Below are 15979 nucleotides of genomic sequence, written 5' to 3'. Positions count from 1 at the left end.
CCGCCGGGCCCGTTGCCGGCGCTAGAACCAGAAAGCGAATACGACGTGGATATCTACACCATCATTTTCCTGGCGCTGGCGGTCTTTATCTTCCTGCGCCTGCGCAGCGTCCTCGGCCAGCGCACCGGGAGCGAGCGGCCCTATGACCGCGCCGCGCCCAATGTCGCGCAACGGACGCAGGACAATAATAACGTCGTTCCGATGCCGGGCACCGTCATTGACCAGGCGCCGATAGCGCCGAACGCCGATGTCGCACCGGCCGATCGCTGGAAGGACATTGCTGAGCCGGGCACGCCGCTCGCCGCAGGTCTGGACGGTATCGCCGCCCAGGACTCCTCGTTCGATCCAAAACACTTCCTCTCCGGCGCCCGCAGCGCCTACGAGATGATCGTGCTGGCCTTTGCCAATGGCGACCGCCGTGCACTGAAGGATCTCCTGTCCAGCGAGGTCTATGAGAGCTTCGAGGCCGTGATCAAGGATCGCGAGAAGCACGAGCAGAAGACCGAAACGCGGTTTGTTTCGATCGACAAGGCCGAGCTGGTGAACGCGGAAGCCCGCGACCGCGCGGCGCAGCTGACGGTTCGCTTCGTGTCGCAGATGATTTCGGTCACCCGCGACAGGACCGGCGCCATCGTCGATGGCAACCCCGATAAGGTCGCCGATATCACCGATGTCTGGACATTCGCCCGCGACACGAGTTCTCGCGATCCGAACTGGAAGCTGGTTGGCACCGGAAGCGCGGGCTAATTCGCCGGGCCTTGCAAGGCTCGCGTTTGGCGTAATCGCTTTGGCGTGGTCACTTGCTTCGGTGGATGCCGCGGCCGCGCGTCATGCGCGTTCGCAAAGGCCTTCGCCGCCGTCGCCGCCCGTTCGTCACCTGCCATATCCCGAGCTTGAATTGCCGTTTCAGGTCAGCGGCGGCCAGTATGCGCCCGTCGCCTGGTCCGAGATCGCGGGCTGGAGCGAGGATGATCATCTTGCCGCCTACAAGGCATTTCGGATCAGCTGCAGGCCGATAGCGGCGCAGCAAAAGCCGCCGGCCGATCCGAAGGCGCTCGGTGCCTCGCTGCGCGATCCCTGCCGCGTCGCGAAGGGCCTCGAACTATCCGATGGAGCGAAGGCCAAGGCGTTCTTCGAGGAGCACTTTCTTCCCGTGCGCATTTCGCGGCTTGGCGAAGGCGAGGGTTTTGTCACCGGTTATTACGAACCCATCGTCGACGGCTCACGAACGGAGAACGAGGTCTACAAGGTGCCGGTCTATCGCCGGCCATCCAACCTGTTCGTCCGCGGCACCACGCAGGGTTCGGTCGGCCTGCCAAACAAGGGCCAGGTGTTCCGCAAGATCGGCCGCCGCAAGCTCGTGCCCTACTACGACCGCGCCGAAATCGAGGACGGTGCGATTGCCGGCCGCGGACTTGAAATTTGTTTTCTGAAGGAACAGACCGACCTGCTGTTCTCGCAGATCCAGGGTTCCGCGCGGGTCAGCCTCGACGACGGCTCCACCGTTCGTATCAATTACGATGCCCATAATGGCTTTCCCTATACGGCGGTCGGCCGCATCCTGATCGAGCGCAACATCATCCCCAAGGATCAGATGTCGATGCAGAAGATCCGGGAGTGGATGGAGCAGAATCCGAACGAGGCCGACGAACTGCGGCGGCAGAACAAGTCCTACGTCTTTTTCCGCGAGGTGCAGCTTTCCGACAAGGACGAGGCGGTCGGCGCCCAGGGCGTACCATTGACGCCGGGCCGGTCGATTGCGGTCGACAAGGCGCTGCATGTCTATGGCACGCCGTTCTTCATCGAAGGCGAGCTGCCGATCGAATCGGAGCTGTCAAAGACGCCGTTCCGCCGGCTGATGATCGCGCAGGACACCGGCTCCGCCATCGTCGGTCCCGCACGCGCGGACCTTTATTTCGGTGCCGGTCTCGATGCCGGCAAGGTTGCCGGCCGTCTTCGTCATAATGCGCGCTTTGTGATGCTGGTGCCGAAGAGCCTCGATCCCGGCGAGCGGGGCCGCAAGATGCCGGTGCCCGACCCGCGGCCGTCGGCGCAGATCGCAAAGCTGTTCCCGCAAACCGATCCGTTGAAGAATCCTGCAAGGCAGCCGGACGTTACCGCCGCGACTAACGCCAGGCCCGCGGCCCCGGCGGCGACACCGCCCGCAACCGCGCCAGCGCCGGCGGTCCAGGCTGTGGTGGCAACGCCGGTACCGCTTCCCGAGCCGCGGCCGAAAGTTGAAGCCGTTTCACCGCATCCGCGTCACCTGCGCCGATATCGCCACCGTCGATGAAGCGCCGTTCTTCCAGCTTGATACCCGAACTGCCGGAGCCGCCACGACGCAAGCGCAGCCTCAGCGAAGAGGAGCGCGTGCTGTGGGAGAGCGTCGCCAAACAGGTCAAGCCGCTGCGCAAGCGCCACCGCGTCGCGAAGCCGTCGGTTGCTTCAACCGAAGCCAATGCCAAAATCGCACCCAAACCCGCCGCGACGCCAAAGCATGTCGCGCCGGCGCGAATTGTTCTGCCTGCAAAGCCGGAGCCACCGCCGCTGGCGCCGATCGGTCGCCGCGAGCGATCGCATCTGTCGCGCGGCCGCAAGGAGATCGATGCAAGGCTCGATTTGCATGGCATGACGCAGACGCGGGCGCATCGCGCGCTGCTCGGCTTTCTGCAGCGTGCCCATCATGACGGGCTGACCTTCGTCCTGATCATTACCGGCAAGGGCAAGATGGGCGCGGAATCCGAACGCGGCGTGCTTCGCCGCCAGGTGCCGCAATGGCTCGGCCTGCCGGAATTCCGCTCGCTGGTGGTCGGCTTCGAGGAAGCCCATATCGGCCATGGCGGCGAGGGCGCCTTGTACGTCCGGGTGCGGCGGGCGCGGTTCTAAGCCGTAGCGTTTTCGAGCGAAGTGGATACCGGTTCGCGTAAAGAAGACGCGTCGAGTTAAAATGGCCGCACGATGCCGACGCGCGGGATCAGCGTCACGATCCAGCCGAACACAGCCGCCTTCCGATCGTCAGCCGATATCGGCGGCGTGTCCTTTGAAGTCGGCAGCATTTTCACTGCATGCAGGATCAGGAACAGGCACACTGCCCAATTCGAAATCCACCTGGAATAATCGAACACGATCGCGAACATGACGAGATAGCCGAAGCTGACCACGATAATTGCGGCGGTGACAATGTTGCGATGGGCGTCGACGGCAAGCACGGCGATCAGATTGCGAAAATATCGCCAGAGCGGCGTGTGCAGCCAGATCAGGAGCGCAAACACCGGCATGCCGAGCAGATTGTGCGGCAGGCGCTGCCAGGTATCGAGAATCTCCTTCGCGAGCGGCTGGTACCAGATATAGCCAAAGCTCAGCAGCTTCGTTTGCGACGGGTCGGCCATTCTGTCCTGCAGATGCGCGACGAACTCAGCCTCCGGCACCGGAATCGTGCCGTAGAACTGCGCAGCGATGAACAGTGCACCGACGCCGGCCAGCGAAGCGATGCCAACCGCCGCATTTTGTCGGCGCGTTCCGTAAACGAGATAGTGGCGCAGCACCACGATGACGGCGATGGTCGGGACATACATCAGAAGATGAATGTGGTGGATCAGAATGAGGATGGCCGAGAACGTCGCCGCGAGCAGCACATAGGCCAGCGAACGCGCCGGTAGCAGGAGCAGGCAGATCGCGAACAGGCAGCCATAGATGTCGAAATGCCCGAGCGTGTGCATGAAATTCTTCAGGAAGAACGGCGAGCCCGCCATGAACACGAACAGCGGCAGATGCTTCTCATCAAAATCGAACGTCCTCCGGAACAGATGAACGAACAGTCCGGCCGTGACCAGCCAGACCGCGCCGCCGAGCCCGAACACCAGCCACAGCGGCACCTTCGCCGTAAACAGCGAGACGATCGCGCCGATCAGCGCGCGCTTGGTGAAGCCGAAATGATAATCGACCAGCAGATGGATATAGGGGACGTAAGGCGGCAGCGAGATCTTGTGCAGGAATACCCCGAATAGCACGGCGGCATTGATGACAAGCATCAAGCGCCACGGCTTTTCCCGGATGCGCAGGTTCATAGTCGCCCAGCCCCTTGTCCCCGGCTGGTGCGCAATTGCGCACGGGCGCAGGGCCCCCCATAACCACCGGCAGTGGTCGCAAACGGAATATCGGCCTCAGCCGAAGCCCACAATAGATTCCTATGGTCAGGGGAATGTAGCCCAGATGAAGCGAGGCGTAATCCGTATAATCACCGTCCCGTATTTCGCGGAGCTGTCATCGGGCGCGCATTCGCGCGACCCGTTGGCTCCATCCGGGCTACGGCGTTAGTCCTCGGCTACAAGATAAACCGGCTCAGATCCGAGTTCTTGGCAAGGTCGCCGATGTGCTTCTGCACATAGTCGGCGTCGACCTTGATGGTCTCGCCATGGCGATCCGGCGCCGCGAAGGAAATCTCGTCGAGCACGCGCTCCATCACTGTCTGCAGCCGCCGCGCGCCGATGTTCTCGACCGTTGAATTGACGGCGACGGCGATGTCCGCCAGCGCGTCGATGGCGCCGTCTGTGATGTCGAGCGTGACGCCCTCGGTCTGCATCAGCGCGACGTATTGCTTGATCAGCGACGCCTCCGGCTCGGTCAGGATGCGGCGCATGTCGTCGCGGCTCAGCGCCTCCAGCTCGACGCGGATCGGCAGGCGGCCCTGTAACTCCGGCAACAGGTCCGAGGGCTTTGCGATGTGGAACGCGCCCGAGGCGATGAACAGGATGTGGTCGGTCTTGACCACGCCGTGCTTGGTCATGACCGTCGTGCCTTCGATCAGCGGCAGCAGGTCGCGCTGCACGCCCTCGCGCGAGACGTCGCCGCCGAGGCGGTTTTCCCGCACGCAGATCTTGTCGATCTCGTCGAGGAACACGATGCCGTTGTTCTCGACCGCGGCGATCGCTTCCAGCACGAGCTGGTCGTTGTCGAGCAGCTTGTCGGATTCCTCGTTGACGAGAATCTCGTGCGAGCCTTCCACCGTCAGGCGGCGGGTCTTGGTGCGTCCGCCCAGTTTGCCGAAGATATCGCCGATCGAAATCGCGCCCATCTGCGCGCCGGGCATGCCCGGAATTTCGAACATCGGCATGCCTCCGGAGGATTGCGTCTCGATCTCGATTTCCTTGTCGTTGAGCTCGCCGGCGCGCAGCTTCTTGCGGAAGGAGTCGCGGGTTGCAGGGCTCGACGCCGGTCCGACCAGCGCATCCAGCACGCGTTCCTCGGCGGCGAGCTGCGCGCGGGCCTGTACGTCCTTGCGCTTGCGCTCGCGCACCTGGATGATCGCGACCTCGACGAGATCGCGGATGATCTGCTCGACGTCGCGGCCGACATAGCCGACCTCAGTGAATTTTGTCGCCTCGACCTTGAGGAACGGCGCACCGGCGAGTTTCGCCAGCCGTCGCGCGATCTCGGTCTTGCCGACGCCGGTCGGCCCGATCATCAGGATGTTCTTCGGCAGCACTTCTTCGCGAAGCGAGCCGGTGAGTTGCAGCCGCCGCCAGCGGTTCCGCAGTGCGATCGATACCGCGCGCTTGGCGTCGGCCTGGCCGACAATGAAGCGGTCGAGTTCGGAGACGATTTCACGGGGAGAAAAGTCGGTCATATGTTCTAGGTAAGCGTCCAATGTTGCGAGAACAAGCCGGAGGTGAGGCAGATCAGATGATCGGCGGCCCACTTTGCCATAGCTTGATCGCCTCGAAGGGGTGAATCAGCATAATGATGTTGAGCGTCAGATTATCGCGAATATGCAGCGCCATGACGAGCTCGAACAGCAGTGCAAGCGCTACGGTGGCGGCCACCGGCAGCTTTTTTGCCAGCAGGAAGCCGCCGATCATCGCAAGTGAATCGGAGATCGAGTTGACGATAGTATCGCCAAAGTAATCCAGCGAGATCGTGGCGGCGCGGTAGCGGTTGATGATCCAGTCGGAATTCTCGACCAGTTCCCAGCCGCCCTCCACCAGCATGGCAAGGATCAGGCGTCCCTGCCAGGCGAGGCGAGGGAAGGCAAGGAAGGCCGCGCCATAGAACAGGATGCCGTGCAGGATGTGCGACAGCGTGTACCAGTCGGCGATGTGCTGGGAGTTTTCCGAACTCTGCACCACGCCGTGCCAGAGCTTGACATAGCCGCAGGCGCAGATCGGCAGGCGTCCCATCCCGTACAGGATCGCGGCCTGGGCCGCGAGGATGCCGATCGCGATTGACAGCCACTGCCAGCCTGAAAGGCTGCGGAGCAAGGATGCCTTGTCGATGCTGGTCGAGCTCATGCGTTGCGGACCATCAATAGAGCGGGGCCATCAGGTGTATCGACCATACCAGCTTTTTCAAAGCCCGCTTTCGCGTAGGCACGAACGGCTCGGGTGTTGGCTGGATCGGGATCGGTCACGATGCGCGGTGCGCCGTTGCTCAGGCGCGCGTCAACGAAGGCGCGAATGAACGCCGAACCATGCCCGCGTCCGACCATGTCGGGCGCTCCAATGAACTGGTCGATGCCGCGGGTGCCTTTCGGGTGCTGACCAAAACCGGAATTCCAGGCGGTCAGGTCGTAGCACTGCAGATAGGCGAAATCGCTGCCGCCGGCCGAGACGATGAACTGATCCATCGCCGGTTCGTTCAGATCGCCGCTGACCAGGTCGTACTGTTCGACAGGATCGCCCCACCACTGCACGACATGCGGTTCGGCCAGCCAGCGTCGAATGAGCGGCAGGTCGGCCATCGTCATCGGGCGGAAGGCATAGTCCGGCGCCATGACCGGCGGCTCCCTCAGAGCGTTTCGATCGTGACGTTCCGGTTGGTGTAGACGCAGATGTCGGCGGCGATATCGAGCGCCCGGCGCACGATGGTCTCGGCGTCCTTGTCGGTCTCGACCAGGGCGCGGGCGGCGGCCAGCGCGTAATTGCCGCCGGAGCCGATTGCCATCACGCCCGCTTCCGGCTCCAGCACGTCGCCGGTGCCGGTCAGGACCAGCGACACGTCCTTGTCGGCGACGATCATCATCGCCTCCAGCCGGCGCAGGTAACGGTCGGTCCGCCAGTCCTTGGCGAGTTCGACGGCTGCGCGGGTCAATTGCCCCGGATACTGCTCGAGCTTGCTTTCCAGCCGCTCGAACAGGGTGAAGGCGTCGGCGGTCGCCCCGGCGAAACCGCCGATCACGTCGCCCTTGCCGATTTTCCGGACCTTTTTGGCGTTGGCCTTGATGACGGTCTGGCCGATCGAGACCTGGCCGTCGCCGCCGATTACCACCTTGCCGCCCTTGCGGACCGTCAAAATCGTGGTGCCGTGCCAGATCGGCAGGTTGCTTTCAGATGCTTGCATGGATTGTCCTCGTTCCCGTCAGATTTAGGGGCTGGCGGGGAGGGTTACAATCGCGGCATTTCAACCGTGATTCCGGTCACCATAGGCCGAAGTTCAGTCCCGTAAGCGTCATCCCGCAGTAGCGAAGGTGACATCGGCCTGTTAAAAGGGCCGCGTTTTCGGCCCTCAAGCGGCCCAAGGGAAGCAGTTTTCATGCGCACAGCGTCCATCAAGCGCAAGACCAAGGAAACCGACGTCGAGGTCGCGGTGAACCTCGACGGGTCAGGCGTGTCCAAGGTTTCGACCGGTATCGGCTTTTTCGACCATATGCTCGATCTGCTGGCCCGGCATTCCCGCATCGACATCACCGTCAAGGCCGACGGCGACCTCCATGTCGATCACCACCATACCACCGAGGACGTCGGCATCGCGCTCGGGCAGGCGGTGAAGCAGGCGCTCGGCACCATGGCCGGGATCACCCGCTATGCCTCGATCCACATGCCGATGGACGAGACGCTGTCGCGCGTCGTGATCGACATTTCGGGCCGGCCGGTGCTGGTATTCAAGGTCGATTTTCCGCGCGACAAGGTCGGCCAGTTCGATACCGAGCTGGTACGCGAATGGTTCAACGCCTTCACCATCAACGCCGGCGTGACTTTGCACGTCGAGACCTTATATGGCGAGAACAGCCATCATATCGCCGAATCCTGTTTCAAGGGTCTGGCGAGGGCGCTTCGTGCCGCGGTTGCGATCGATCCGCGCAACGCAGGCGAAGTGCCTTCCACCAAGGGTCAGCTCGGCGGCTGATTTCTTGTTCGCGTTTTCGTTCGCGGCGGAGAGGTTCGATGCCGGTCTACACAGTGCATGCTCCCGTGGCCAACGGCGCCGATCCTTCGGCGACCGACAAGTTCGTCTTTGTCCGTGATGGTTTCCATTTCTGGGCGGCGGTCGCGGGCGTGATCTGGCTGCTCTGGCATCGGCTGTGGCTGGCGTTGCTCGGCTGGATTGTCCTGCTGGTCGCCGTGCAGTTCGGGCTGTCGGCGCTGGGCGCGAGCCGCAGCACGATCTTTCTCGTCGACGTTCTGCTTTCCATCCTGATGGGATTCGAGGCGGCCACCCTGCGGCGCTGGACGTTGTCGCGGCGCAAATGGCGCCAGCTCGATATCGTCGTCGCCGAGGATGAGGAGACGGCCGAACATCGTTTCTTCGAACGCTGGACCGGCCGTTCGCGCGGCCCGATCAACGACCAATGGTCGGTCGATCGCGGCGGACCGCCGCCGACCCGCAACGTCCCTGGCCAGCCGTTCTCCAAACCACCGCCGCCCCTGCCGCAAGGCGGGATCATCGGCCTGTTTCCGGAGCCGGGAGGGCCGCGATGACCGTTGCGATCGTCGATTACGGCTCGGGCAATCTTCACTCGGCGGCAAAGGCGTTTGAGCGCGCCGCGCGGAGCATGGAAGAGCCGCAGAAGGTCATGGTGACGCGTGATCCGGACGCGGTGTTTCGCGCCGACCGTATCGTGCTGCCCGGCGTCGGCGCCTTTGCCGATTGCCGCCGCGGCCTCGATGCCGTGGACGGCATGCTGGAAGCGATGACCGAAGCGGTGCGTGTCAAGGCGCGGCCGTTCTTCGGCATCTGCGTCGGCATGCAGTTGATGGCGACGCGTGGCAAGGAGCATGTCACGACCGACGGCTTCAACTGGATCGCGGGCGACGTCGAGAAGATCTCGCCGCGCGAGGAAAACCTGAAGATCCCGCACATGGGCTGGAATACGCTCGACATGCTCCGCGAGCATCCGGTGCTGGAACGCCTGCCGCTCGGGCCGAAGGGCCTGCATGCCTATTTCGTGCATTCGTTCCATCTCAACGCCTCGAACGACGCCGACGTGCTGGCGCGCGCCGATTACGGCGGGCCGGTCACGGCGATGGTCGGCAAGGACACCGCCATCGGCACGCAGTTTCACCCCGAGAAGAGCCAGCGGTTTGGATTGGCCCTGATCTCGAATTTCCTGAAGTGGAAGCCGTGATCCTCTTTCCCGCCGTCGACCTGAAAAACGGCCAATGCGTGCGCCTCGAGCAGGGCGACATGGCACGCGCCACCGTGTTCAACCTCGATCCCGCGGCACAGGCGCGTTCGTTCGCCGAGCAGGGATTCGAATATCTCCATGTCGTCGATCTCGACGGCGCCTTTGCCGGCAAGCCGATGAATGCGCTCGCCGTCGAGGCGATGCTGAAAGCCGTCACCATGCCGGTGCAGCTCGGCGGCGGCATCCGCGATCTCAAAACCGTGGAAGCCTGGCTCGACAAGGGCATCGCCCGCGTCATCATCGGCACCGCGGCGGTGCGTGATCCCGCGCTGGTGAAGAGCACCGCGAAAAAATTCCCCGGCCGCGTCGCTGTCGGGCTCGATGCGCGCGACGGCAAGGTCGCGGTCGAAGGCTGGGCCGAAACCTCGCAGGTGACTGCGCTCGAGATCGCGCAACGGTTTGAGGACGCCGGCGTCGCCGCGATCATCTTCACCGACATCGCCCGCGACGGCCTGTTGAAGGGCCTCAACCTCGATGCCACCATTGCGCTCGCTGAGCGCATCTCGATCCCCGTCATCGCCTCCGGCGGTTTTGCGTCCATCGAGGACGTCAAGGCGCTGCTGGAGCCGCGCGCCAAGAAACTCGCCGGCGCCATTGCCGGCCGCGCGCTCTATGACGGTCGGCTCGATCCTGCCGCCGCGCTGACGCTGATGCGCAACGCGCGCGCCGCGACGAAGAGCCATGGTTAGAACTATGGCTCTTCCTCTTTTTTGTTTTGACGCGTTTTCTTCAAGCAAACCGGTACCCACTTCGCTTGAAAACGCTTTGGGAGATTTGCGATGTTCAAGGTTCGCGTGATCCCCTGTCTCGACGTCAAGGACGGTCGCGTGGTCAAGGGCGTCAACTTCGTCGACCTGCGCGACGCCGGCGATCCCGTCGAAGCGGCGATTGCATATGACGCCGCCGGCGCCGACGAATTGTGCTTCCTCGACATCACCGCCACCCACGAAAACCGTGGCACCATGCTCGATGTCGTGCGGCGCACGGCGGAGGCCTGCTTCATGCCGGTGACGGTCGGCGGCGGGGTGCGCACCATCGACGATATCAAGACGCTGTTGCGCTCCGGCGCCGACAAGGTGTCGATCAACTCGGCCGCCGTCTCCAACCGCGAATTCGTCAAGCAGGCGGCCGAAAAGTTCGGCGAGCAGTGCATCGTGGTCGCGATCGACGCCAAGCGGGTCAAGCGCGGCGGCGGCTCGGACCGTTGGGAGATCTTCACCCATGGCGGCCGCAACTCCACCGGGATCGACGCCATTGAATACGCCCAGGAAGTGGTGTCGCTCGGCGCCGGCGAGATCCTTCTGACCTCGATGGACCGCGACGGTACGCGGCAGGGGTTCGACCTGCCGCTGACGCAGGCCATCGCCGACAGTGTTCCCGTACCGGTCATTGCCTCCGGCGGCGTCGGTAATCTCGACCACCTCGTCGACGGCATCCGCGAGGGCCACGCCACCGCGGTGCTGGCCGCCTCGATATTCCACTTCGGCGAATTTACCATACGCCAAGCCAAGGAGCACATGATCCGCGCCGGCCTGCCGATGCGGCTCGATCCCTGACGACTCCCTGTCACAAAAGTGCTAAGTCCCTGTTCGGGACGGCGCCGCGGCCTTGGGCCAGGTGCGAGTGTTGAGTTCGGTTGATGTCGCGTTTCACGATCCATGATCTGGCCGCCACCATCGATGCACGGGCCGCATCGGGAGGAGAGGCGTCCTACACCCGCAAACTGCTCGACAAGGGTGCGGAGCACTGCGCCAAGAAGCTGGGCGAGGAGGCGGTCGAGACCGTGATCGCGGCAATCGAGAACGACCGCGGCCATCTGATCGCCGAAAGCGCCGATCTCGTATTTCACCTGCTGGTGCTTTTGAAGTCGCGCGGCGTGACGCTCGAGGAGGTCGAGGCCGCGCTGGCGCAGCGGACGTCGATGTCCGGGCTTGAGGAGAAGGCGTCGCGCAAGCGCGACTGACCGTGAGGATGGNCTGATGGATATCCGGGCTCCCGACCAGCAATATAACCCTTACCGCATCTTTANCCCGCGAGCAGTGGGCGCGGCTGCGCGACGACACGCCGATGACGCTGGAGCCGGGCGAGTTCGAGCGGCTGCGTTCGATGCACGACCGCCTCGATATGCAGGAGGTCGAGGACATCTACCTGCCGCTGTCGCGCCTGTTGTCGATCTATGTCGACGCCACCCATCGTCTCTACCAGTCGCAGCGCCAGTTCCTCGACATCCGTGACCGCAAGGTGCCCTACATCATCGGCGTCGCGGGCTCGGTGGCGGTCGGCAAATCGACCACTGCGCGCGTGCTGCAGGCGCTGCTCGCGCGCTGGTCGCCGCGGCCCAAGGTCGACCTGGTGACGACAGACGGTTTCCTGTTTCCCAATGCCGTGCTGGAGCGGCAGGGCCTGATGCAGAAAAAGGGCTTTCCCGAGAGCTACGACCTGCCGATGCTGCTGTCGTTCCTCTCTGATATCAAGTCAGGCCGCCGGCCGGTGCGGGCGCCGGTTTATTCGCATCTGGTCTACGACATCGTGCCGAACCAGTGGATCGAGGTCGACCGCCCCGACATCCTGATCGTCGAAGGCGTCAACGTGCTGCAGACCGGCCGCCTGCCGCGCGATGGCAAGGCAGTGCCCGTGGTGTCCGACTTCTTCGATTTCTCGGTCTATATCGACGCCGAGGAGCCGGTGCTGCGCGAATGGTATGTGCGGCGCTTCCTCGCGCTCAGGGACACCGCGTTCCACGATCCCAAATCGTACTTCCATCGCTACGCCGTGCTCTCGGACGAGGAGGCGACGGCTACCGCGATCGCGATCTGGGAGCGCACGAACCTCGCCAATCTCGAGGACAATATTTTGCCGACCCGTCCACGGGCGACGCTGATCCTGAAAAAGCGCGCCGATCATCTGGTCGAGACGGTCGCGCTGCGGCGGCTGTAATCTCGCTCTCCCGATAGCTAACTGAAATGGTGGGCACGCTGCGCTTTGCCCACCCTACGAATTCACCTCACGCCGCGATATGCCGTGTCGCGATCAGGCCGAGGAGCGCCTCGGCAAGCTTTTCGCGGTCGAGCGGCTTGATCAGGAATCCGTCCATGCCGGCCTCGAAGCAGGCGTAGCGGTCTTCCACCAGCGTGTTGGCGGTGAGCGCGAGGATCGGCGTCCGGCTTGCCGGTTCGCCGGCCTCAAGCGTGCGAATTTGCTTGGTGGTCTCGATGCCGTCGAGCTGCGGCATCTGGATGTCCATCAGCACCAGGTCATAGGGAGTGCCTGCCGATTTCGCCGCCAGCCAGGATTCCAGAGCCTCGGCGCCGTTGGTGGTGATCATGGCTTGATGGCCGAGCCGGCCGAGCAGCGAGCGGATCAACAGCGCATTGATCTGATTGTCCTCGGCAACCAGGATCGACAAGCCCTTGACCGAGGACGCGGCCGGCGGATCGTTCGGGTCGATGGCCGGCTCCAGGCTCGGCGAGGCCACTTCCGGCGCTGCCATCAGGCGTGCGGCGAGCGAGGCGGCGCGCAGCGGCTTGACCAGATAGCCGGTGAAGGCGGAAATGGCGGATGGCTGCAATTCGTGCCGCGTCGCCGGCGTGAACATCACGATGCGCTGGGTGGCGTGCAGGCGCGCGGCTTCACCGAGCCGCTGGATATCGGAGAGCCCCAGCGCGTGGTCGATCAGCACGGCGTGCCAGGCGCGCTCGGGCAGCAGGGCCTCGGCGACATCGGTGTCCGCCACCATGCAGGTCTGACCGCCCCAGCGCTGCAGCCGCCGCGCGGCCAGCGAGGCCTCGATGTTCTGCGGCGACACCAGCATGATCGACTGGCCGGAGAGATCCGGCGCGGCGAACGAGGATTGTTCGCTCGCCGCGGCGGCAAGCGGAATCGAGACTTCGAATGTCGAGCCGGCGCCCGACTGGCTCTCCAGCGTGATGCGGCCGCCCATGCGCTTGACGATGCGGTCGGAGATGCTGAGACCAAGGCCGGTGCCGCCATAGCTGCGGGAGATCTTGTCGTCGGCCTGCTCGAACTCGCGGAAGATCCGCTCGCGCGCCTCGGGCGCGATGCCGATGCCGGTGTCGCGCACCAGGAAACTGATTTCATTGGGCCAGATGCCGGGCTCGACGATCAGCGCGACGCCGCCGGTCGAGGTGAACTTGATGGCATTGCCGGCGAGATTGAGCAGCACCTGGCGCAGTCGCGCCGCGTCGCCGACCACCTCGCTTGGCAACCGCTCGTCGACATAGGCGGCCATCTCGATTTTCTTGGCCTCCGCGCGCGGCGCCAGCAATTCGGTGATGTCCTCGATCAGGCGGGATAGCGCGAACGGACGATGGTCGAGATCGATCTTGCCGGCCTCGATCTTGGAATAGTCCAGCAATTCCTCGATCAACGACAGCAGCGCGTCGCCGGAGGTCTTCACCGCCTTGACATAGGTCGTCTGTTCCGGCGTCAGCGGCGTATCCATCAACAGGCCGCTCATGCCGATGATGCCGTTGAGCGGGGTACGGATCTCGTGGCTCGCCATGGCGAGGAAGCGCGACTTGGCGCGGCTCGCGGCATCGGCCTGGTCGCGCGCCTCGGTCAGCGCACGTTCGCTCTCGGTGCGGTCGGTGACGTCGCGACCGACGCTTTGCATTTCCGCGCGCTCTCCGGCGTCGTTGCGGACCAGACCCTCACGCCACGCAATCCAGCGCGGGCCGAGCGGCCCCTCGACTCTCTGGTCGTGAACGCGGGTGCCGTTCGGCTCCAGCGCGGTGTCGCCCTGTTCGAGAACTCTGAGCGCGAAGCGGCTGCCGATCAGCGCCTCGCGCGGCATTTGCGCGAGCTCGCAATAGGCGTCGTTGGCATAGGTGATGCGGCTTTCCGCGTCGCGCAGCACGATCAGGTCGCCCTGCGCTTCGAACAGGCGGCGGGCGCGCTGCTCGGCTTCCTGCAATTCCCAGTTCCGGTCGGCGAGCGCTTCATTATGAAGCGCGACCTTGCGCATCTTCTTGCGCAGCAGCCGCAGCCGGAAGCTCAAGGCCGCGAGCGCGACGCAGGCGAGCGCAAACAGGAAGGCGACCCCGATTGCAAAGGAGTGCGGATCATAGCCGGAATTTTCCGTCCGGGCTCCGGCGATGAAGCCATAGGCCGCGCCGAACACGACCGAGAAGATCATGAAAGAGCGAAGCGCGAAGGTGAGCCAGGGGTGACGCCGGCCAAAACGGCGAAAGCGAAGTTTGATCCGGAATGTCCGCCCCATCGCCAATGACCCTGAGCTTGCTGCTTGAACTGAACCGGCCCGCTGCGCCGTATGCCTTAGACAGACGATGCGTCGCCGACGTTGCAAAGTGCTTGAGGTGCTCAGCGCGAAACGGCCGCGATGAGAACAGGGTGAATGAAACGTTAAAGCGCCGCTGCCTGGATGCGGTGGCGCTCGCCGCGGGCGCCGACGATCAGGGCGGCGGCATCGAGCAGCGAAAAGGTCTTCGAGGATACGAAGATGCGGTAATCGGCCGGCCCGTCCCGGGAGAGATAGATCACCGGATCGGAGCCGGAGGGCTTTCGGGAAATCGCGACCAGCCGCGGCGGCGTGTTGCTCTCGCAGGCACCGGCCTCCGCCGTATCGATGTCGTCGATCACGGTGAAGTCGGCGGCTTCGGGGCTGTCGGAGATCTGGACCCGAACCGTCGCGCGGGACGGATCGCTGGTGAAGCTGACGTGGTGGTGCGCCTCCCAGGAGAGGGCGGCGATCTGGACGGAAGTGCCCGCAATTTCGATGCAGGGCCGCGGACCGCCCAAAAGCTCGCTCCGCGCGAACAGGGCGACAATCGCCAGCGGAACCACGGAGACCAGGACTTTCAAACGCAACATGACACGCTACCCACTCGCCATAAGCCCGCCACATGGGGCTTATGGTTGGCAGAGGGTAAAAGAAATTAGTTACCGCGACGTTGACGCCGGTTGTTTTATGGCGAGATGGCATCCTGATAGCGAGTAGTGGGAAGTGGGCCAGTGTCGCGGCCGCTGCATTATGAAGTGTCGTCCCCGTACATGCGGCAGATCGAGTGCGCCGCGGTTCATCCACGTCATTGCGAGCGAAGCGAAGCAATCCATCTTTCCGCGCGTGAGGTGACAATGGATTGCTTCGCTGCGCTCGCAATGACGCTGATATAGTTTCGCGTTCTCGCGACATGTTCTGCCCGAGGCCTGCATTTTTTTGTCCGCCCTCTGATTCAGAGGGCGAAGGGAAGACCGGGTGCGCGCTGCATCCGCGGTCTCGTGTAGAATGTGCGCAAATAAAAACGCACACGAGCATGCAGGTTCAGCGGAAACACTCCGGCTTTCCCTGCGCAATGGTTTTACGGCGTATCACGAGCTCCCCGGAGAACGGCTCTTTTGCCACCGTCGCTACGCAGAAAACTCCGCGCAGCTTCATGCCAAAACCGCGACATCAGGACCACACGACTCGATGTCTAGCCACTTTTTCGGCCTGGTGAGAACGACGGAAACGCCTGAAAACCAAGGCATTCTCCGATTTCCGCCGAGCGAACCGAAGTATCCCTGAGCCCCGGTAGGCCCTGGTTTCACAATATACGCTGG

Annotated in this window: 17 protein-coding genes; 10 read left to right on the top strand and 7 right to left on the bottom strand. The window is 63.6% G+C overall.

The annotated features are described in order from the left end of the window. Positions 1–45 precede the first annotated feature (45 nt). The 3 genes from CQ14_RS34675 to CQ14_RS34665 are packed head-to-tail and all read left to right on the top strand — an operon-like array spanning position 46 to position 2886. Positions 46–747: a Tim44/TimA family putative adaptor protein gene (locus CQ14_RS34675; RefSeq protein ID WP_057862245.1), complete on the top strand. Its 702-nt coding sequence runs from the start codon at positions 46–48 to the stop codon at positions 745–747. Continuing rightward, positions 725–2293 carry a murein transglycosylase A gene (gene mltA / locus CQ14_RS34670; RefSeq protein WP_057862244.1) on the top strand — a complete coding sequence of 523 codons (1569 nt, stop codon included), beginning with the start codon at positions 725–727 and terminating at the stop codon, positions 2291–2293. The genes CQ14_RS34675 and mltA overlap by 23 nt, the downstream gene beginning before the upstream one ends. Then, positions 2290–2886, top strand: coding sequence for a Smr/MutS family protein (locus CQ14_RS34665; protein ID WP_057862243.1), 597 nt, complete (start codon positions 2290–2292; stop codon positions 2884–2886). The genes mltA and CQ14_RS34665 overlap by 4 nt, the downstream gene beginning before the upstream one ends. 56 nt (positions 2887–2942) lie before the next feature. Here the strand turns inward: CQ14_RS34665 and CQ14_RS34660 are convergent, their stop codons facing one another. The 5 genes from CQ14_RS34660 to hslV all read right to left on the bottom strand — a co-directional run bounded on the left by CQ14_RS34660 (position 2943) and on the right by hslV (position 7335). Next, complete coding sequence (locus CQ14_RS34660; RefSeq protein ID WP_057862242.1) at positions 2943–4067, bottom strand: hypothetical protein; 1125 nt, start codon at positions 4065–4067, stop codon at positions 2943–2945. Between the two features lie 257 nt (positions 4068–4324). Further along, a complete protein-coding gene (gene hslU, locus CQ14_RS34655) occupies positions 4325–5626 on the bottom strand; it encodes an ATP-dependent protease ATPase subunit HslU (RefSeq protein ID WP_057862241.1) in 1302 nt (433 codons plus the stop codon). Between the two features lie 52 nt (positions 5627–5678). Next, positions 5679–6287 carry a DUF2585 domain-containing protein gene (locus CQ14_RS34650; RefSeq protein ID WP_057862240.1) on the bottom strand — a complete coding sequence of 203 codons (609 nt, stop codon included), beginning with the start codon at positions 6285–6287 and terminating at the stop codon, positions 5679–5681. Next, positions 6284–6769 (bottom strand): GNAT family N-acetyltransferase, encoded by a 486-nt coding sequence (locus CQ14_RS34645; RefSeq protein WP_057862239.1) that lies wholly within the window; start codon positions 6767–6769, stop codon positions 6284–6286. The genes CQ14_RS34650 and CQ14_RS34645 overlap by 4 nt, the downstream gene beginning before the upstream one ends. Before the next feature lie 14 nt (positions 6770–6783). Continuing rightward, positions 6784–7335, bottom strand: a complete 552-nt coding sequence (gene hslV, locus CQ14_RS34640; protein ID WP_057862238.1) for an ATP-dependent protease subunit HslV — start codon at positions 7333–7335, stop codon at positions 6784–6786. A gap of 192 nt (positions 7336–7527) precedes the next feature. Between hslV and hisB the strand changes: the two genes are divergently transcribed. The 7 genes from hisB to coaA all read left to right on the top strand — a co-directional run. After that, complete coding sequence (gene hisB, locus CQ14_RS34635) at positions 7528–8121, top strand: imidazoleglycerol-phosphate dehydratase HisB (RefSeq protein WP_057862237.1); 594 nt, start codon at positions 7528–7530, stop codon at positions 8119–8121. Between the two features lie 38 nt (positions 8122–8159). Then, entirely contained in the window at positions 8160–8693 is a 534-nt protein-coding gene (locus CQ14_RS34630; protein WP_057862236.1) for a DUF2628 domain-containing protein, read from the top strand. Beyond that, entirely contained in the window at positions 8690–9340 is a 651-nt protein-coding gene (hisH, locus tag CQ14_RS34625) for an imidazole glycerol phosphate synthase subunit HisH (protein WP_057862235.1), read from the top strand. The genes CQ14_RS34630 and hisH overlap by 4 nt, the downstream gene beginning before the upstream one ends. Further along, entirely contained in the window at positions 9328–10089 is a 762-nt protein-coding gene (hisA, locus tag CQ14_RS34620; RefSeq protein ID WP_199805693.1) for a 1-(5-phosphoribosyl)-5-[(5-phosphoribosylamino)methylideneamino]imidazole-4-carboxamide isomerase, read from the top strand. The genes hisH and hisA overlap by 13 nt, the downstream gene beginning before the upstream one ends. 90 nt (positions 10090–10179) lie before the next feature. Then, a complete protein-coding gene (hisF, locus tag CQ14_RS34615; RefSeq protein WP_057862234.1) occupies positions 10180–10956 on the top strand; it encodes an imidazole glycerol phosphate synthase subunit HisF in 777 nt (258 codons plus the stop codon). Positions 10957–11039: 83 nt separating this feature from the next. Next, complete coding sequence (locus CQ14_RS34610; RefSeq protein WP_057862233.1) at positions 11040–11363, top strand: phosphoribosyl-ATP diphosphatase; 324 nt, start codon at positions 11040–11042, stop codon at positions 11361–11363. Positions 11364–11429: 66 nt separating this feature from the next. Further along, a partial coding sequence (gene coaA, locus CQ14_RS34605) for a type I pantothenate kinase (RefSeq protein ID WP_245320751.1) occupies positions 11430–12337 on the top strand: 908 nt, incomplete at its 5' end. 67 nt (positions 12338–12404) lie between these two features. On the opposite strand, the gene CQ14_RS34600 is transcribed toward coaA, so the two are convergent. Both CQ14_RS34600 and CQ14_RS34595 read right to left on the bottom strand, forming a co-directional pair. Further along, positions 12405–14639, bottom strand: a complete 2235-nt coding sequence (locus tag CQ14_RS34600; RefSeq protein ID WP_057862232.1) for a PAS domain-containing hybrid sensor histidine kinase/response regulator — start codon at positions 14637–14639, stop codon at positions 12405–12407. Positions 14640–14782: 143 nt separating this feature from the next. Further along, complete coding sequence (locus CQ14_RS34595) at positions 14783–15250, bottom strand: hypothetical protein (protein WP_057862231.1); 468 nt, start codon at positions 15248–15250, stop codon at positions 14783–14785. Positions 15251–15979 lie beyond the last annotated feature (729 nt).

Source organism: Bradyrhizobium lablabi (genome assembly GCF_001440475.1).
In the GTDB taxonomy this organism is placed as follows: domain Bacteria; phylum Pseudomonadota; class Alphaproteobacteria; order Rhizobiales; family Xanthobacteraceae; genus Bradyrhizobium; species Bradyrhizobium lablabi.
Note: the sequence above shows the minus strand (reverse complement) of the source record. Positions and strands in the feature narration are given on the sequence as shown.

Excerpts from the sequence above, each read along its gene's own strand:
- CQ14_RS34645 (WP_057862239.1), bottom strand. The coding sequence starts at position 6,769 with ATGGCGCCGGACTATGCCTTCCGCCCGATGACGATGGCCGACCTGCCG.
- hslV (WP_057862238.1), bottom strand. The coding sequence starts at position 7,335 with ATGCAAGCATCTGAAAGCAACCTGCCGATCTGGCACGGCACCACGATT.
- CQ14_RS34600 (WP_057862232.1), bottom strand. The coding sequence starts at position 14,639 with ATGGGGCGGACATTCCGGATCAAACTTCGCTTTCGCCGTTTTGGCCGG.
- CQ14_RS34610 (WP_057862233.1), top strand. The coding sequence starts at position 11,040 with ATGTCGCGTTTCACGATCCATGATCTGGCCGCCACCATCGATGCACGG.
- CQ14_RS34650 (WP_057862240.1), bottom strand. The coding sequence starts at position 6,287 with ATGAGCTCGACCAGCATCGACAAGGCATCCTTGCTCCGCAGCCTTTCA.
- CQ14_RS34665 (WP_057862243.1), top strand. The coding sequence starts at position 2,290 with ATGAAGCGCCGTTCTTCCAGCTTGATACCCGAACTGCCGGAGCCGCCA.
- CQ14_RS34660 (WP_057862242.1), bottom strand. The coding sequence starts at position 4,067 with ATGAACCTGCGCATCCGGGAAAAGCCGTGGCGCTTGATGCTTGTCATC.
- hisH (WP_057862235.1), top strand. The coding sequence starts at position 8,690 with ATGACCGTTGCGATCGTCGATTACGGCTCGGGCAATCTTCACTCGGCG.
- hslU (WP_057862241.1), bottom strand. The coding sequence starts at position 5,626 with ATGACCGACTTTTCTCCCCGTGAAATCGTCTCCGAACTCGACCGCTTC.
- hisF (WP_057862234.1), top strand. The coding sequence starts at position 10,180 with ATGTTCAAGGTTCGCGTGATCCCCTGTCTCGACGTCAAGGACGGTCGC.
- hisB (WP_057862237.1), top strand. The coding sequence starts at position 7,528 with ATGCGCACAGCGTCCATCAAGCGCAAGACCAAGGAAACCGACGTCGAG.
- CQ14_RS34630 (WP_057862236.1), top strand. The coding sequence starts at position 8,160 with ATGCCGGTCTACACAGTGCATGCTCCCGTGGCCAACGGCGCCGATCCT.
- CQ14_RS34595 (WP_057862231.1), bottom strand. The coding sequence starts at position 15,250 with ATGTTGCGTTTGAAAGTCCTGGTCTCCGTGGTTCCGCTGGCGATTGTC.